The sequence below is a fragment of the Massilia rhizosphaerae genome, from assembly GCF_016093545.1.
GTDB classification, from domain to species: domain Bacteria; phylum Pseudomonadota; class Gammaproteobacteria; order Burkholderiales; family Burkholderiaceae_D; genus Telluria; species Telluria rhizosphaerae.
On sequence record NZ_JADKYX010000005.1, the window covers coordinates 247788 to 265021 of the forward strand.

At 62.6% G+C, this 17234-nt stretch carries 13 protein-coding genes; 11 read left to right on the top strand and 2 right to left on the bottom strand.

The window, feature by feature from the left end:
• Nucleotides 1–47: 47 nt before the first annotated feature.
• A complete protein-coding gene (locus tag ISF28_RS10745) occupies nt 48–1067 on the top strand; it encodes a LacI family DNA-binding transcriptional regulator (protein WP_229518995.1) in 1020 nt (339 codons plus the stop codon).
• Between the two features lie 206 nt (nt 1068–1273).
• Here ISF28_RS10745 and ISF28_RS10750 read toward each other — a convergent pair whose 3' ends face one another.
• Entirely contained in the window at nt 1274–2020 is a 747-nt protein-coding gene (locus tag ISF28_RS10750) for an SDR family oxidoreductase (protein ID WP_198117167.1), read from the bottom strand.
• A 111-nt stretch (nt 2021–2131) separates the two neighbouring features.
• Between ISF28_RS10750 and ISF28_RS10755 the strand changes: the two genes are divergently transcribed.
• From ISF28_RS10755 to ISF28_RS10775, 5 genes are all read left to right on the top strand, one after another.
• Nucleotides 2132–3055: a LysR family transcriptional regulator gene (locus ISF28_RS10755; RefSeq protein WP_198117168.1), complete on the top strand. Its 924-nt coding sequence runs from the start codon at nt 2132–2134 to the stop codon at nt 3053–3055.
• Between the two features lie 93 nt (nt 3056–3148).
• Nucleotides 3149–4837: an alkaline phosphatase family protein gene (locus tag ISF28_RS10760; protein ID WP_198117169.1), complete on the top strand. Its 1689-nt coding sequence runs from the start codon at nt 3149–3151 to the stop codon at nt 4835–4837.
• 86 nt (nt 4838–4923) lie between these two features.
• The gene (locus ISF28_RS10765; protein WP_198117170.1) at nt 4924–6375 is read left to right on the top strand and encodes a Ppx/GppA phosphatase family protein; all 1452 of its coding nucleotides are present in this window, start codon (nt 4924–4926) and stop codon (nt 6373–6375) included.
• 85 nt (nt 6376–6460) lie between these two features.
• Nucleotides 6461–6913, top strand: a complete 453-nt coding sequence (locus ISF28_RS10770; RefSeq protein ID WP_198117171.1) for a nuclear transport factor 2 family protein — start codon at nt 6461–6463, stop codon at nt 6911–6913.
• 77 nt (nt 6914–6990) lie between these two features.
• Nucleotides 6991–7587: a GNAT family N-acetyltransferase gene (locus tag ISF28_RS10775; protein WP_198117172.1), complete on the top strand. Its 597-nt coding sequence runs from the start codon at nt 6991–6993 to the stop codon at nt 7585–7587.
• A gap of 12 nt (nt 7588–7599) precedes the next feature.
• On the opposite strand, the gene ISF28_RS10780 is transcribed toward ISF28_RS10775, so the two are convergent.
• Nucleotides 7600–8391 (bottom strand): AraC family transcriptional regulator, encoded by a 792-nt coding sequence (locus ISF28_RS10780; protein ID WP_198117173.1) that lies wholly within the window; start codon nt 8389–8391, stop codon nt 7600–7602.
• A gap of 91 nt (nt 8392–8482) precedes the next feature.
• Between ISF28_RS10780 and ISF28_RS10785 the strand changes: the two genes are divergently transcribed.
• From ISF28_RS10785 to ISF28_RS10805, 5 genes are all read left to right on the top strand, one after another.
• The gene (locus tag ISF28_RS10785) at nt 8483–9706 is read left to right on the top strand and encodes an MFS transporter (RefSeq protein WP_198117174.1); all 1224 of its coding nucleotides are present in this window, start codon (nt 8483–8485) and stop codon (nt 9704–9706) included.
• Between the two features lie 703 nt (nt 9707–10409).
• On the top strand, nt 10410–10739 hold the full coding sequence (locus ISF28_RS10790; RefSeq protein ID WP_229518996.1) for a beta-galactosidase: 330 nt from the start codon (nt 10410–10412) through the stop codon (nt 10737–10739).
• A gap of 469 nt (nt 10740–11208) precedes the next feature.
• Nucleotides 11209–14001, top strand: coding sequence for a TonB-dependent receptor (locus tag ISF28_RS10795; RefSeq protein WP_198117175.1), 2793 nt, complete (start codon nt 11209–11211; stop codon nt 13999–14001).
• A 103-nt stretch (nt 14002–14104) separates the two neighbouring features.
• Nucleotides 14105–15673: a tryptophan halogenase family protein gene (locus tag ISF28_RS10800; protein WP_198117176.1), complete on the top strand. Its 1569-nt coding sequence runs from the start codon at nt 14105–14107 to the stop codon at nt 15671–15673.
• A 26-nt stretch (nt 15674–15699) separates the two neighbouring features.
• Nucleotides 15700–17226, top strand: coding sequence for a glycoside hydrolase (locus ISF28_RS10805; protein ID WP_198117177.1), 1527 nt, complete (start codon nt 15700–15702; stop codon nt 17224–17226).
• The last annotated feature ends 8 nt before the right edge of the window (nt 17227–17234 follow it).

Here is a 17234-nt window from a genome sequence, read left to right on the forward strand (position 1 = left end):
CACGAGCTTCGCGGCAATTGCCGTGTCGATGAAGCAGGCCGAAACGCATGAAAAAGGATTCCAGTAGCTCGCAGATGGTCACCGTCCACGAGGTCGCCCGTGTGGCGGGCGTGTCGGCGGCGACGGTCTCGCGCTTCCTGAACGGCACCGCCAAGGTGTCGGAAGAAAAGCGCCAGGCCATCGAAAGCGTCATCGAAAAGCTCAATTACAAGCCGAACGTGCTGGCGCAGAACCTCAAGACGGGCAGCTCGCGCACGATCGGCGTGCTGACGCAGTCGCTCGTGTCCGGCTACTTCGCCGACGCGATGGCGGGCATCGACGAGGCGCTGCAGGGCACGGGCTACGCGCCGCTGATCGTGTCCGGCCACTGGCATGCGGACGAGGAAGCCGAGCGCATCGAGCTGCTCATCGCGCGGCGCGTGGACGGCCTCGTGATCCTGAGCGGTAAATTGAAGGATGCGCAGATCCTGAAACTGTCGCAGCGCGTGCCCATCGTCGCCTTCGGCCGCGACCTGAGCGCGCCGCGCGCGTACGGCTTCTGCCTCGACAATTACTGGGGCGCGTGCGAGGCCGTGAGCTACCTGATCGCGCAGGGGCACCGCAACATCGCGTTCATCACGGGCCCGTCCGACCACCAGGACGCGCTGGCGCGCCTGGCCGGCTACCGTGACACGCTGGCCAAGCACGCCATCAAGGAACAGCAGCAACTGATCATCGGCGGCGACTTCCAGGAATCGGGCGGTCTTTTGGCCGTGGAGCGCTTGCTGGAATCGAAGCAGCGCTTCAGCGCGATCTTCTGCGCCAACGACCTGACCGCGTACGGCGCGCGCCTGGCGCTGTACCGGCGCGGCATCCGGGTGCCGGAAGACATCTCCGTGATCGGCTTCGACGACCTGCACAGCTCGATGTACACGACGCCCCCGCTGACCACGGTGCGCCAGCCACTGTTCGACGTCGGCAAATGCCTGGGCCGTGCGATCGTCAAGATGATCGGGCACGAGACGCTCGACATCGAGGTGCCGCACCTGAACCTCGTCGTGCGCGAATCCGTCGCGCCGATCGACTGAAAATTCGGGGTCAGAGCACGGATTTAGCAAAATTCGGGGTCAGAGCCCTTTTCGAAGACAGGTTTTGCGGGCATTTTCGTCGATGCCGTGATCGTTTAACGACGAATATCTCCGTCATCAACGAAAACATGTCGCTTACGCGCATCGTACGGAAAAGTGCTCTGACCCCGAATTTGCGGAAAAATATGCTCTGACCCCGAATTTGGTCAGGCCGCGAAGCCGCCGTCGACGGCGAGATCTGCTCCCGTGACGAAGCTGGCTTCCGGGCTCGCCAGCCACGCCACCATCGCGGCGACTTCCTGTGGCCGTCCGTGGCGCGGCAAGGCCATGAAGGCGTGCAGCGATTTGCCGAAGTCCGTGTCGGCCGGGTTCATGTCCGTGTCCACGGGCCCCGGCAGGACATTGTTCACGGTGATGCCGCGCGGGCCCAGGTCGTGCGCCAGCCCTTTCACGAGGCCCGTCAGCGCCGACTTGCTCATCGCGTAGACGGCGGCGCCGGCGAACGGCATGCGCAAGGCGTTCGTGCTGCCGATGTTGATGACGCGCCCGCCGTCCCCGAGGTGCCGCACGGCCGCCTGTGTGGCGGCGAACACCGCGCGCAGGTTGACCGCGATCGTCTTGTCGAAATCCGCGAGCGGGAATTCCGTCACGTGCCCGCCCAGGAAGATGCCCGCGTTGTTGACGAGGATGTCCAGCCGTCCGAATTTGTCGGCGGCGGCGTCGATGGCGGCCGCCAGCGCCTGCGGATCGGCCGCGTCGGCGCGCAAGCCGAGCGCGCGGCCGCCGGCCGCTTCGATGCGGCCCGCCAGGGCCTGCGCGGCGGCGTCCGACGCTTGATAGGTGAAGGCGACGGCCGCGCCGTCCCGCGCCAGACGTTCCACGATGGCCGCGCCGATGCCGCGCGAACCGCCGGTGACGAAGGCGACTTTGTGTTCCAGTTGGGTCGTTGCCATGATCTGCTCCATGCGTTTGGGTGGTCGATGCGTGCAGTATCATTCCAACTCTCCGTTGAAACTAGCGGGGAGAAATGCACAAGACTTTCAACTGCGAGTTAAAAATCGGCCATGAACGACGCATTCGTCCACCTCGATTCCTTCATCCATAGCGCGGAGGACGGCGGCTTTTCCACCGCCGCGCGCTGGCTCGGCCTCACGCCGGCGGCCGTCAGCAAGAACGTGGCACGGCTGGAGGCGAGCCTCGGCGTGCGATTGTTCCGCCGCAGCACCCGCAAGTTGAGCTTGACGGAAGAAGGAGAACAGTTCCTGCGCGAGGTGGCGGAGCCGTGGCACCGCATCCAGGATGCGATGGCCGTCGTGCGCCAGGGCGCGAATCACGCGGCCGGACCGCTCAAGGTCGCGCTGGCGCCGGCCGTCGGGCGCATGCATTTCGTGCCGATGCTGGCGGAATTCCGCCGCCGCTATCCCGAGGTCCTGCCCGACCTGCACTTCGACAACCGCCAGGTCGACCTGATCGCGGAAGGGTTCGACGTCGCCATCGGCGGCGGCGTCGAGCTGCCGCAGGGCGTCGTCGCGCGCGAGCTGGCGCGGGTGCGCATCGTCCTGTGCGCGGCGCCCGATTACCTGGCCACGCACGGCACGCCGCGTCATCCGGACGACCTGGCCGGCCACGACGGTATCGCGCGCCGGTCGATCCGCACGGGGCGCCTGCAGACGCTCACCCTGCGCGACGACGCGGGCGGCGTCGCGCCCTACGAATGCCGGCCCGTGGCCGTGCTGGACGATCCGGAAGCGATGGCGCACGCGGCGGCGGCGGGACTCGGCATCGCGCTGCTGCCCACACCGCACGCGGGCCCGCTGCTGGCGGACGGACGCCTCGTGCGCATCCTGCCCGACTGGTATGCGGAGACGGGCCCGCTGTTCCTTTACTATTCGAGCCGGCGGCTGCTGCCGGCCAAGACGCGCGTGTTCGTCGATTTCGTCGTCGAGCGTTTCCGCGAGCTGGGGCTGGCCGCGCACTTCGCTGGTTGATGGCGACGTGCAACGGCTTCTGTCACGGCACTGACATTAAGCCTTCATACAATGTACGATTGGCAATAACAACCCGACAGAAAGGCCGACCGCATGCGCTCCACCTGGCTGAAGACTTCGCTCACCCTGATCGCGTGCACCGTGCTGTGGCTGCCCGCACCGGCCCCCGCCGCGGACAGCGTCAAGCCGGCGACCGCCGGCCACGCCGTCGCGCAGGTGAAACCGCCGAAGCTGGTGGTCGTGATGGTCATCGACGGCCTGCCGTCCGAACAGGTGCAGCGCTACCGCAGCCAGTTCGGCCCCGGCGGCCTGCGCCGCCTGCTGGAGCAGGGCGCGTCGTTCACGGATGCGCACCAGGCCCACGGCATCACGGTCACGGCCGTGGGCCATTCCGCCGTGTTGACGGGCGCGTATCCTTACCGCCACGGCATCATCGGCAACAACTGGATCGCCGCGGACGGCCGGCAGGTCTATTGCACCGAGGACACCCGCTACCACTACATCGACGAGGACACGGATGCGCACGACGGCACGTCGCCCGCGAACCTGCGCGTGGACACGCTGGGCGACCAGTTGCGCTACGCGACCGGCAACCGCAGCAAGGTCGTGACCGTCTCCGGCAAGGACCGCGGCGCCATCCTGCTGGCCGGCAAGACGGGCACGGCGTACATGTACATGGACAAGACGGGCGACTTTGCCAGCAGTACCTATTACATGGACAAATATCCGGCCTGGGCCGAGCGCTTCCGTGCCGCCAGGCCGCAGGACCGCTACTACGCCAAGTCGTGGAAGCCCCTGCTGGACGACAAGGCCTATGCGGACGACGTCCCGTACCCGGAGGCGACGCCGAGCAACCCGAACCGCTTCCCGTTCACGTTCTACAGCGAGATCGGCAAGCCGGCCCCCGACTACTATCTGCGCCTCAAGAAGAGCCCGGTCGTCGACGCGTTGACGCTGGAATTCGCCGAGGCCGCCGTCGACGGCGAGCAGCTGGGCAACAACCCGACGGGCGCCACGGACCTGCTTGGCATCAGCCTGTCCGGCCACGATTACGTGAACCACGCGTACGGCCCGGAAAGCCGCATGTCGCACGACCACCTGCAGCAGGTCGACCGGCAGATCGCGCAGTTCTTCGCGTTCCTCGACAAGCGCGTCGGCATGGACAACGTCCTCGTCGTGCTGACGGCCGACCACGGTTTCGCCAACACGGCCGAGTTCGCGCAGGCGCGGCATATGGATGCGCTGCGCGTGAACCCGAAGACGCTGCTGGCGAACCTGGACGCCGCGCTGGCCGAGCGCTTCGGCACCGCCAACCTGGTCAAGACGTCCCTGCTGCCCGACATCCATCTCGACTACGCCGCCATCGAGCGCCGCGGCCTCGCGCGGGCCGACGTGGAGAATGCCGCCGCGCGCTTCCTGCTGGCCCAGCCGGGCATTTCGGAAGTGTTCACGCGCACGCAGCTGGCGCAGGGCGTCGCGGCCAAGTCGCGCCTGGGCACGCTGATGCAGCGGGCGTGGAACCGCCAGCTGTCCGGCGACCTGCTCGTCGTGACGACGCCGTACACGATCTTTTCCAGCGGGACGTCGGGCGCCAGCCACGGCACGCCGTGGCAGTACGACACGTCCGTGCCCTTGCTGATCATGGGCAAGCGCTGGATCCGCCCGGGCGAACAGGCCGGCTATGCGGAAGTCGTGGACATCGCCCCGACGCTCGCGCAGATCCTGCACGTGCGCCGTCCGGCGGGCGCGGAAGGGCGTGCGCTGACCGAGGCGCTGCGCTGATGGCGGAGATACATCGCGTAACGGAAGGCGCCCCCGGCCGCGCGCCCGCTATACTGCCGTCAACGCCACTTCATCCGTTCGCATCCATGTACGCAGCAGTCGACCTCGGCTCCAATTCCTTCCGCCTCCACATCGGCGAGCCGATCGCGGGCCAGATCCACATCGTGCGCACGGCGCGCGACCCGATCCGCCTCGCGGCCGGGCTCGGCCCGGACAACGCGCTGTCCGAGGCGGCCGTCGAGACGGCGCTGCGCACGCTGCGCGATTTCAGCGGCATCCTGCGCCAGTTCCACCTCGACGCCGTGCGCGTCGTCGCGACCAACACGATGCGCGTGGCCAGCAACGCCGAGGCCGTGCTGCCCCGGCTGGAAGAGGCGATCGGCTATCCCATCGAGATCATCTCCGGCGAAGAGGAAGGCCGCCTGATCTACATGGGCGTGGCGCGCGCGCTGGGCCGGCGTCCCGAGCGGCGGCTCGTGATCGACATCGGCGGCGGCTCCACCGAAGTCATCGCGGCGCACGGCGACGACATTCATCTGGTCGAATCGTTCAGCATCGGCACGCATCCGCAGAGCGCCGCGTATTTCCGTGGCGGCCACATCAGTGCGGACGCGTTCGAGACGGCCGTGAACGCCGCGCGCGCCCGCTTCGAGGACCTGGCCGATCAGTATCGCGAGCACGGCTGGGATGCCGTCTACGGTTCCTCGGGCACGATGCGCGCGATTCACGAAGTGATTTCGCGTAACCGCCTGGGCGACGGCACGATGTCGCTGGCGAGCCTGCTGGCGCTGCGCGACAAGCTGGTCGAACTCGGCCACGTCGACGCGTTCGACCTGCCGGGCGTGAAACGCGAGCGCGTGATCGTGATGACGGGCGGCCTGTCCATCCTGATCGGCGTGATGCAGGAACTGGGCGCGCCCGCCATGACGGCAATCAACGCCGGCCTGCGCCTCGGGGTACTGTCCGACCTCGAACTGCGCGCCACCCGCCGCGACCGCCGCGACCTGGCCATCCAGGACTGCATGCGCCGCTTCGGCGTCGACACGCAGCGCGCGACGCGCACGGCCGCCATCGCCAAGAAACTGTTCGACAAGCTGGCGCCGCAGGACGACGGCGTCGTCCACCACCTGTTGCGCAGCGCGATGCTGCACGAGGTGGGGCAGGCCATTTCGCACACGGGCGCGCACAAGCACGCCGCCTACATCGTCGAACACGCCGACCTGCCGGGCTTCACGGCGCGCGAGCAACGGCTGATGAGCCTGATCGTCCTGGGCCAGAAGGGCAATCTGCGCAAGGTGCGCGAGGTGCTGGGCGTGCCCGACCTGGCGAAGGCCGTGCTGGCGCTGCGCCTGGCGGCCGTGTTCATGCATGCGCGCGTGGACGCCGACGTCGACGCCGTGCGCCTGCGCATGAAGGGCCGGATCGACATCGAGACGCCGCGCGGCTGGCTGAACCAGCATCCGACCGTGGCCGCCTGGTTCGAGAAAGAGGCGGCGGCGTGGAGCGACGTCGGGGTGCCGTTCAGCGTGACGACTTGATTCGCGCTTTTGCCCGGCCACCATTGCAATCCTCTTTTCGACGGCGATACTGAAAGTCCGATCATCGACTTTCATGGAGAGGATCATGAACGAGCAAGCAAACATCGGCCTGCTCAAACAGGCGTACGACGCGTACGACAAAGGCGACATCCCGCGCCTGCTCGGCCTGCTTGCGCAGGACATCGAATGGGAGCTGCCCGAAGTGGAAGGCATCCCGTTCACCGGCAAACGCCACGGCGTGAGCCAGGTGGCCGACTTCTTCCGCGTCCTGGCGGACTGCCAGGACACGCGCGAATTCAGGGCCGACCGCTTCATCGGCCAGGACGACCAGGTCGTCGTGCTCGGCCACGGCACGTTCACCGTCAAGGCCACGGGCGCCGAGTACGGCAGCGACTGGTGCCACGTCATCCGCGTCGCCGGCGGCAAGATCGCCAGCTTCAGGGAATACGCCGATACCCACCGGGCCGCGCAGGCCTATCAAGGGCAGGGCGCCGGCGCCGCTGCCGGCAAGGGCGCGACGCGTCCGGCCATCCATTAATCCGCCGGTCTGTCGCGCATGCGGCCGCGCCTCCGGGCGCGGCCGTTTCGTTTTGCCATTCTGCTATCATGGAACCCATGAATGCCGATCCGCTGACCCTGCATCCCATCGCGCTCGAAGGCCGTCACGTGCGGCTGGAGCCGTACGTCGACGCGCTGCGCGAGCCGATCCGGGCTGCGCTCGATTGCGATCCCGACGCGTGGCGGCTGTTCGCGGTGAACGGGCAGGGCGCGGACTTCGACCCGTGGTGGAACACGGTCACCGACCGGATTGCGCAAGGCGGCTGGATCGCGTATGCCATCCGCCGGCGCACGACGGGCGCCGTCGTCGGCACCACCAGCTTCCTGAACATCAATCGTCCTGGCCGGTGCGTCGAGATCGGCGGCACCTTCCTGCATCCGGACGCGCGCTCGACCCTCGTCAACGCAGAAGCAAAGTACCTGATGCTCGCCCACGCGTTCGCCGGCGGCGCGCGCCGCGTCCAGTTGCTGACGGACGCGCGCAACGTGCGCAGCCAGGCGGCCATCGCCAGGCTGGGCGCCGTGCGCGAAGGCGTGCTGCGGCGCGAACGCGTCACGTGGACGGGGCACGTGCGCGACAGCGTGCTGTTCGCCGTGACGGACCTCGACTGGCCGGATGTCCGGGCCGGGCTGGAACGGCGCCTCGGCGCCTGATCCGGCGGCCGCTCACCGCTGCGCGAAAAACGCCGACGGCGAACAGCCGAACGTCTTCCTGAACATGTGCGAAAAGGCCGACTGGCTCGTGTAGCCCAGTTCCTCCGCCACGCGCGCGAGCGGCATGCCGCGCGCGATCAGCGGCGCGGCGTGCGCCAGGCGCACCTGCTGGCGCCACTGGCCGAAACTCATCCCCAGTTCTTTTTCGAACAGCCGCGCCAGGGTGCGCTCGGACGCGCCGACGTGGCGCGCCCAATCCGCCAGCGTGTGCGCGGCGCCCGGCGCGTCGAGCAGGCGCTCGCACAGGCTTTGCAGGCGTTTGTCGCGCGGCAGCGGCACGCGGATGGGGAGCGCGGGCGCGCGGGCCAGCTCGTCGAGCATCAGCTCCGACAACAAGCTCGCGCGGGGCGACGTTTCCAGCTGCGGCATCTGCTCCAGCGCCAGGATCAGCTCGCGCAGCAGGGTCGACACGTCCAGCACGCGGCAATCCTCGCCCGGGAACGGCGTGCGCGCGGCGTGGATGCGCACGGGGCGCAGCCGCACGGGTTCGAGCACCGTCACTTCGTGCACGACGCCGGGCGCCGTCCAGACGGCGCGCGACGGCGGCACGATCCAGCTGCTGCCGGCCGCGTTCAGGCGAATCACGCCTTCGCGCGCATACGTCAGCTGGCCGAAGACGTGCGTGTGCGGCGCCACGTTGTCGGCCGCCTCCAGGTCGCGCGCCGTCAGCGTCACGGGCCGCTCGGGCGTGGGATCGAAGCAGTCCGGCAGGGGCAGGGTGTGGTGCACGACGGGGATGCTCATGGCGTTGTCCGGTTTTCGACAAAGTTTGACCTGCTATCGTAATTCAGACGTGGCCCCTTTGCCTACACTGGGCTTTTCCTCTGGAGTCACTATGTCCCAAGACAACACACTGCGGTCCGATGCGCGCGTGATCGGGCTGGTCGGCCTGGCCCACGGCACGTCGCACTTCTATCACCTGATCCTGGCCGCGCTCTTCCCCTGGCTGAAGCCCGCGTTCGGCCTCAGCTATGCCGAACTGGGCTTGCTGCTGACGGCGTTCTTCGTCGTCTCCGGCATCGGCCAGGCGCTGGCCGGCTTCGTCGTCGACCGCGTCGGCGCGCTCCGCGTCCTGTTCTTCGGCATGACGATGCTGGGCGTCTCGGCCCTCGTGCTGTCGGCGGCCGGCAGTTATCCGGCACTGATGGCGGGCGCGCTGCTGGCCGGCGTCGGCAACAGCATCTTCCACCCGGCCGACTACACGCTGTTGAACCAGCGCGTATCGCGCGCCCGGCTGTCGCACGGCTTTTCCGTGCACGGCATCAGCGGCAATATCGGCTGGGCCGCGGCGCCGCTGTTCATGACGTCCGTCGCTGCACTGTCGAGCTGGCGCACGGCGCTCGCCTGCGCCGCCGTCCTGCCGTTCGCCGTGCTGGGCATCCTCTTCCTGAACCGCGCGCATCTGCGCCCCGAACCCAGGCCGGCCGCGGCGGCCAGCGCCGCCGCGGGCGGGGAGGGCGCCGGCACCTTGTCGTTCCTGCGCCTGCGCGCGGTGTGGATGTGCTTCGCGTTCTTCTTCCTGACGGCGGTGTCGCTGGGCGGCATCCAGGCGTTCGCGGCCATCGGCCTCGTGCAGCTGTACGGCATCTCGCGCGAGCTGGCGACTGGCTCGTACACCGCCTACATGCTGGCGTCCGCCGGCGGCATGCTGCTGGGCGGCTTCGTCGGCGCGGGCCGCCAGGACCACGACCGCACGGTCGCCATCGCCTTCGCCGTGGCCGCCGCGCTGGCCCTGCTGCTGGGCGCGGCCGTCGTGCCGGGCTGGCTGGCGCTGCCGCTGATGGCGCTCGTCGGCTTCTTCTCGGGCGTGGCGGGACCGTCGCGCGACCTGATGATCCGCGCGGCCGCGCCCAAGAACGCCACGGGGCGCGTGTACGGCGTCGTCTATTCGGGGCTGGATTCCGGCCTGTCGGTCGGGCCGGCGCTGTTCGGGCTCGTGATGGACGCGGGGCATCCGGGGTGGCTGTTTGCGGGGATCGCGTTGTTCCAGGCGCTGGCCATTGCCACCGCCGTCGGCGTGGGCGGCGGGGTGCGGAGCAGCCGGTTGCAGAATGCGTGAGGCCGGCGCCTGGCGCATCAGGCGCGTGCCATGGCCTTGTCCACGCAGCGCGTCGGCCATCCAGACCAGATTCAGTAGTCGAGCCGATCTGGACTGCGCATCGATCCTGCGATACCAGTCCATCCAGCCGTTCTGTATGTGGTCAGCGTCGAACGATACAAGCGGACACATGCCCTCGGTCGCGCGTTCTGCAAACGCGATCCGCTGTGTAGCCATTCGCTAAGACCGTGCGCATCCTATTCTGAATCGCCACGGCTTCGCCCGACACGAAGGCAACTATTGCGGCAGCATCGGATTGCGGTCTGCTGGGTGCGCAAATCGCTTTCCGATGAACACAGCGAATCGCAAGTTCGGCCCGCAGCGCATGGTAACGTCGACTCAGAATCCGGCCCGCACCCAAGCGGCCCTCGACGTGAGCGTGTTGCGTTGACGCTTCAGGTGCGGGTGACAGCGGTAACTAAATTCGAATCGCGCGCTAGCCCTCTAAAACCCGGCTGTGGGCATATACAGATGTATCCGGAATCGTTATACCACCGCACAAAATCCGCATAGCAGTGTTAGCAATCATTTCTCGTAACATTGTCTGCGCTAACCTTGTCGCACGGGCCTGCAATACAAGGCGCCGAACGCGGAGTGGTTGGCCTCCAAGAAGCACGCACATGCGCGTAAACGGTGGGACGACATACAAGGTGGGGACAGGACCATGCAGCAGAAGATGTTGCGGACAAGCCTGGCGACTAATCTACAGCGCCTTCGCCTGCTACAAGGACGGGCTGCCGTATGCAGCGGCCCGTTTGTGCGGTTCTCGGGCAGCGTGCTTGCCGCCGCCTCGCACCGCTTCGCTATCGGCGACCACGATTTTCTCCCGGACGGCAAGCCGCCGCAGATCCGCTGTGGCGGGATGCACTTCGCGCGCGTGCCGCGCGCCTACTGGCGTCGCCTCCCGCAGCTGTTGAAGGCAATTGGCCCGAACGCCGTCTGCGCCTACATGTTCTGGAATTATCACGTGTGGCGTGAGGGACGCTACGAATGAAAAGCGCGACGCGACGCCGCCAAATTCCGACGCCTCGCCAACAAGACTTCGACATAAGAAATCGGAACGGGTGGCGTCAAAAAAACCATACCGGTTACATAGTTGACAGCGACAGACTTTAATTGCGCGCACTATTCGCCCAACACGACTGGGTGCGGCTGCAAGGAAGTATTTCAATTGTCCCAGGAGACGGGAGGATACGCTGAACCGAACAACTCATCATATATAGGCGACGAGAAGTGCGTCGAGTCACAGGAAATTATTCGGACTCACCCAAATAGGGGCGGACCCGGTGAACGTCGAGTAGAAGGAATATGGCGATCCCGCCGGCGCTGGAATGCGATTTATATCGAGCCGGCAGCATACGAAGGCACTGCCCAAAAATTACTATAAGGAGACATTAGCTGTGCGAAACGGAAATACAAAAACGATTACGAAAACCGTTGTGGCCAAAGCTTGCGCGCTCTTAATGGCAGGGCCACTGACCGCGAACGCGCAGGAGGCCGACGCTGCGAGTGCAAGCGTGGACACGGCCGTTCCGAACACCGTTGTCGTCACCGGTCAGCGAGCGGCGTTGAGGTCGGCGCGCGATCTCAAGCAGGACGCCAATCAGATCGTCGACTCGATCCAGGCAACCGATATCGGCAAGCTGCCGGACGTGAATACTGTCGAGTCGCTGCAGCGGGTCGCTGGGGTTCAGATCCAGCGGCGCTATGGTGAGGGCGGCACTGATTACGACCATCGCACCGAGCCCGCGATCACGATCCGTGGCATTACACAGGTCCGCAACCTGATCGACGGACGCGACTTTTTTACGGCCAACGGTGGTCGAGCACCGGACCTGGAAGGGCTTTCCTCCGAGCTCATGGCCGGAATTGATGTCTATAAGAACGCAGCGTCCAACTTGATCGAAGGCGGTGTCGGCGGCGTGGTCAACATTCGCACGCGACTGCCATTCGACTCGAAAGAGGCCATCAACGTTGTTACGCTCAAGTCGAATTACTACGATCGAATTCGTAAGTCTTCACCGTCGGGTTCCGGCCTGTTGAGCCGCCAGTTCAAGACGGATTTCGGTCGCATGGGCATTCTGGTCAATGCAACGGCAAGCGAGACCTACTATCGCCAGGATGCCGTCCTTCAACAGCAGCAGCACTGTTTGACGGCGACGGTTGGGAAATGTTCGAACGATCCGACGCAAGCTCCCTCGGCGTCAAAGGTTGCGGCCTTCAATTCGATGCCAAACAAGGGGCCTCTCTCGGAACTCTATGTCCCGACTTCCTTCGAGATGTACCAGGACTCGGGTAACCGAAAGCGTCAGGGTCTGGCGCTCGCCTACCAATGGCAGGTGAACAAGGACGTTCTTCTCACGGCACAAAATCTCTATTCAAACTACAGATTTATCCGTCGCGGAGAATACATCTACGGCGACGATAAGAACAGCGACCCGCGCGCAGCGGCAGGTTCCACATGGACTTGGGCGGCTGATGGCAGCGCTACGAGCGGCGTTTTGTCGCCGCAAATTTTTTCGACCTCCCGGTTCGACCAGGACGTACGCAATCGCACGAACTTATCCGCCGTGAACGTCAAATGGCGTATCTCGGACAGGCTCAGGTCGAAGACTGACTTCGCTTATGAACGTGCCAACTATGACGCCGACCGCAATGGCGATTCCATCAAGCTTTACGATAACGAAAGCAGAAGCGTTGCCAACATTCCCAACCTGAATCTGGCCTTCGATGTGCGCGGCAGGATCCCGAAATTTTCGATCGTTGATCCGGCCAATCCAAGCAACCCTTACGCATATTTTGGCAATCCGAACAATTGGTATTATGAATGGCTCGCCAATGCGGTCGACCGTCATAAGCTGAAAATGTCGGCTCTCAGCCAGGATTTCGACTACGATCTTGGTGACGGCTTCTTTACCAAACTACACGCCGGCATTCGCGCGGCTGATACCAAGGTGCTGTTGCGGGGTAACTGGAACAACACCGGTGTCTGTAATGATACGGGTACCAACCCTAGCTGGGGGGCGTGCCCGCTTATCCCGGTTGCGCAACATCCGGATCTCGCCTACGCTGGGCCTGCCAGCAACTTCATGCAGCCGGGCATTGGTTGGCCTGTTGCAGTGTTTCCGGAGTACGCCAATCCCAACTCAAGCGTTCTCGATCGAACAGTCGCCACTTATGCGCAATTATTCGCGGGAAAGCCGAATTTCTATACATTCGATACGTCGTTTCATCCCGGGGATATCAATGAGCAACACGAAAAGACGCGGTCCTTCTTTGTCACAGGTGACTTTGGTACGAGCGTGTTCGGTTACGACCTCGACGGTACTGCGGGCATTCGAGTTGTAAAGACCGATCAGACTTCGATCGGCTTTGTCCAGGACAGCACTGGGTCGCGCGCTGCCACGCTCAATAACAGCTACTCGAATTTCCTCCCCAGCCTGAACACACGTCTGCACGTGAACGAGGATTTGCAGATCCGCTTTGGCTATAGCAAGACGATGACGCGGCCGAACTTTACCGATATGGCCGCCCATGTTCAGTTGAATCCGAACATTCCTGCGCAATACGACGCCAACGGGCGCCCGACTGGCAGTTCCGGTAATCCGTTCCTGAAGCCCATGACTGCGACTTCCTACGATTTGACGGCGGAAGACTATTGGGGGACGTCCAACATGGCGTTCCTGGGTTTATTCAAGAAGGATATCGAGGGTTACCTTGCCGGCGGAACCGAAGCGATGAACTTCGGCGGCGTCGTGTACGACATCGGAACCAGCATCAATCTCGGCAAGGGCTCGGTAAAAGGCATTGAAGCTGGCGTTACTCAATTCTTTGATTTCCTTCCCGACCCGTTCAATGGATTCGGCGTACAGGCCAACTATACCTATGTGGACTCGAAAGTTGAGCTCAAGCCTGGCACCCTTATTCCCTTGCCAAAGTTGTCTAAAAACAGTTATAACCTGATCGGCCTGTATGAAAAGGGTCCGTTACAAGCGCGTCTTGCGTACAACTGGCGTTCCGCTTACCTTGACCAAATCAACGGAAGCGGTGTTTTTGGTGCGAACCAATATGCGGCGCCGTATTCGTCGCTCGATGCTTCGGTGAGCTATCAAATCAACAAGATCTTCACGCTTTCGGCGGACGCCGTCAATCTGAAAAACTCCATGTACCACACGTATGTCGAGCGCCCCTCGGGTGGTTTGTTGTGGCAACTTAACGACCGCCGGTATAGTGTGTCCCTGAAAGCAAGCTTCTAGCATCGCGCGGTTGCCCCACGCAAGGCTGACATGAGCGAACGCGCCGCGCGTCTTTCTGCGGCGCGTTTTTTCAGCCCTGTGGCGATCGCCCGGTCAGTGGCGGATGCCGACAGATTTTTATTACCGTGCGGCCCAACAAGGGGATTTGATGGTCAAGGATAGATGGATTGCGAAAGTCGTCATTCTCGGCGGCGGTACCGCCGGATGGATGACAGCGGCCGCGTTGTCCCACACGTTTGGTCAGGCCGTTGAGATCGTCCTGCTGGAGTCCGACACCATAGGCACGGTGGGCGTTGGAGAGGCGACGATCCCGCCGATCCGCACGTTTCATCAAATGATCGGCATCGATGAAGCCGAGTTCATACGCGCCACCGGGGCGACGTTCAAGCTCGGTATCGAATTTCGCGGCTGGCTTAATAAAAGTTCGACGTATTTCCACCCTTTCGGCGCGTATGGGGTAGAACGCGAGATTGGCTACTTCTTCCAGTACTGGCTGCGTTTGAAGGAGAAGGGGCAGGTTGCCGACTTCTCCGAATTCTCGCTATGTACATTGGCAGCTCGAAGCAACGTATTTGCGCCCGCGTCTGAACGGCCAGGTGATCCGCTGCAGCATCTCCAGTCCGCCTATCACTTCGACGCCGGCCGCTATGTGAAATATTTGAAGGGACTCTGCATAGCGCGCGGAGTGTCGCACAAGATTGGGGACATGCTGACGGCGGAGCGTGACTCTCAAAATGGGCATGTCACGGGTCTGAAGCTCAAGTCGGGCGAGCTTCTTTCGGGTGATTTGTTTATCGACTGCTCCGGTCTGCGCGCAATGCTGCTTGGGCAGGAGTTGGGTGTCGAATATGAAGACTGGTCGCATTGGTTGCCCATGAATCGCGCGTGTGCAGTGCCTTGTGAACAGAAGTTGGCATTGACGCCATATACGATTTCTACGGCCAAACCTTTTGGTTGGCAGTGGCGGATACCTTTGCAACATCGCGTTGGTAACGGTGTGGTGTATTCGAACGAGTTTGCGACGGATGAAGCGGCAGAGCGGTGTCTGCTGGAGGGATTGGAGGGAGAGCCACTGGCTCCGATTAACCGCATCAAGTTCACCGCAGGAAGGCGTAAGACGCCTTGGTACAAAAACGTGGTATCCATCGGGCTTGCCAGCGGGTTTCTCGAACCGCTGGAGTCTACCAGCATTCAGTTCATTCAATCGAGCGTCCAGCGACTCATTCGATATTTTCCGGATTCACGGTTTTCTCCGGCATGTGCACAGGCTTTCAACAAGGATACAATTCGGGAAATCGAAAATGTCAGAGACTTCCTCATCCTGCATTATCACGCTACTGAACGTGACGATTCGGAATTATGGCGCTACGTAAAAGCCATGCAGATTCCAGACAGCCTCCAGGAAAGAATTGAGCTGTTCCGTGAGCGGGGACAGTTGAACCTTGCTGCCGAAGAATTGTTCCAAAGCACGTCGTGGCATGCCGTCCTTTTGGGTCAGGGAATTCGACCAAGAACCTATATGCCTACCATGGCCCTGCAAGACGACGCCGTGCTCGCGAATGCGTACGGCAATCTTGAGCGCAACTTTAAAAAAATCGTTGCGAAGCTTTCGGATCATTCCGTTTACATAAAAGAAAAGAAGCTGACCTCGATAATGGAGAGCCGCGAATGAGGTGTTGCAGCCAGAAGATTCCGACCATGATCTCTGGTGCGCTGCGGATCTTTTCATTGAGATGTATGGTTTTAATCGGACTGTGTTTCCTGGCAAGCAGTGCCGGTGCCGAAAACAACGACGAAAAGCCGGTGAATGTTCGCGCCGTTGTCAATGTCGACTGGCGGCATCCGGGTCCTCCGTTTGAAGGATGGGGGACCGCTCTTGCGTGGTTTGCCAATGTGACCGGGAGATTCGCCGAGCCGCGTCGCACCGAGTTGGCCGATTTGCTCTATGGACGGGACGGTCTTGCACTGAATATTGCGCGCTACAATATCGGTGGCGGCAATGCGCCCGGGACGCCTTCGTATTTGCGCCCCGGTGGGGATATTCCCGGATTCTGGCGCAAGCCGGCTGAGAAATCCGGGACAGGTTGGTGGAATCCGGACGCCGAGGATGCCTGGGATTGGTCTGCAGATACAGGGCAGCGCTGGTGGCTTGATGCGATAAAAGAGCGGGTAACGCCGCAAGAACTGATTCTGGAGGCGTTTTCGAACTCTCCGCCATATTTCATGACTCGCAGTGGTTTGGTTTCCGGTAACGTCAATGCGTTGGAGGATAACCTTATTCCGGGATTTGAAACCAAATTTTCAAGATATCTGGCGCGGGTCACAGCGGAGCTCGAACGGCGGCATGGCATTCGATTTAGAACGTTGTCTCCGATCAACGAGCCCAATACGCCCTATTGGTTTTCCACGAACCGACAGGAAGGCGCTCATTGGTCTCCTGAAGCGCAGTCGCGGATGTTTATTGCGTTGGCACAGGTGCTGCGCGAACGTGGAATGAAGACAGAGATATCCGGCCCGGACGAAACCAATCCCCAGACTTTTTTTGTTGATTGGGCCGGTTTGTCAGCCGACGCGAAAGCTGTTATCCGGCAAATCAATGTCCATAGCTACGAATGGATCGGAAAAAGTGGGGTTAGGGATATTGCAGAAACTTCTGGAAAACGGTTGTGGATGTCGGAAGTCGATCTGTCGCCCAGCAACGTACGTGAAGACATCAATGACATGCGTCCAGCCATTGCGCTGGCGCAGCAAATAGTTACTGACATCAATAGCATGAACCCCCAAGCCTGGATTCTATGGCAAGCCATAGAAAACAGGTCTTCTGATCCAAAGAACAGCTCGAACTGGGGATTGATCAAGGCTGATTTTTCAAACCTGGAGCGGCCGGAATACCGGATCACGAAGAAATTCTGGGCGTTTGCCAATTTCACCAAATTCATCAGGCCAGGATACCGGTTCTTGAAATCTGATGACCCCGATGCATTGGTGGCTGAACATCCGGAGACGAATGAAGTCGTAATAGTGGTGGTCAATCCGGGTATCGTTTCGCGAATGCTGGACATCCGGCTGCCAGATGCAAAACGTGGAAAATTGACATGCAAAACTTTTATTACACGGGAAAAAGATAACCTCGCGACTTTGAAGTCGGCATCATGCGCCGTCAGGTTGTCCGTGCATTCGCTACCAATGTCCGTGGTGACTGTCGTCGCGACGCCGCATAAATAGGTGTGGCC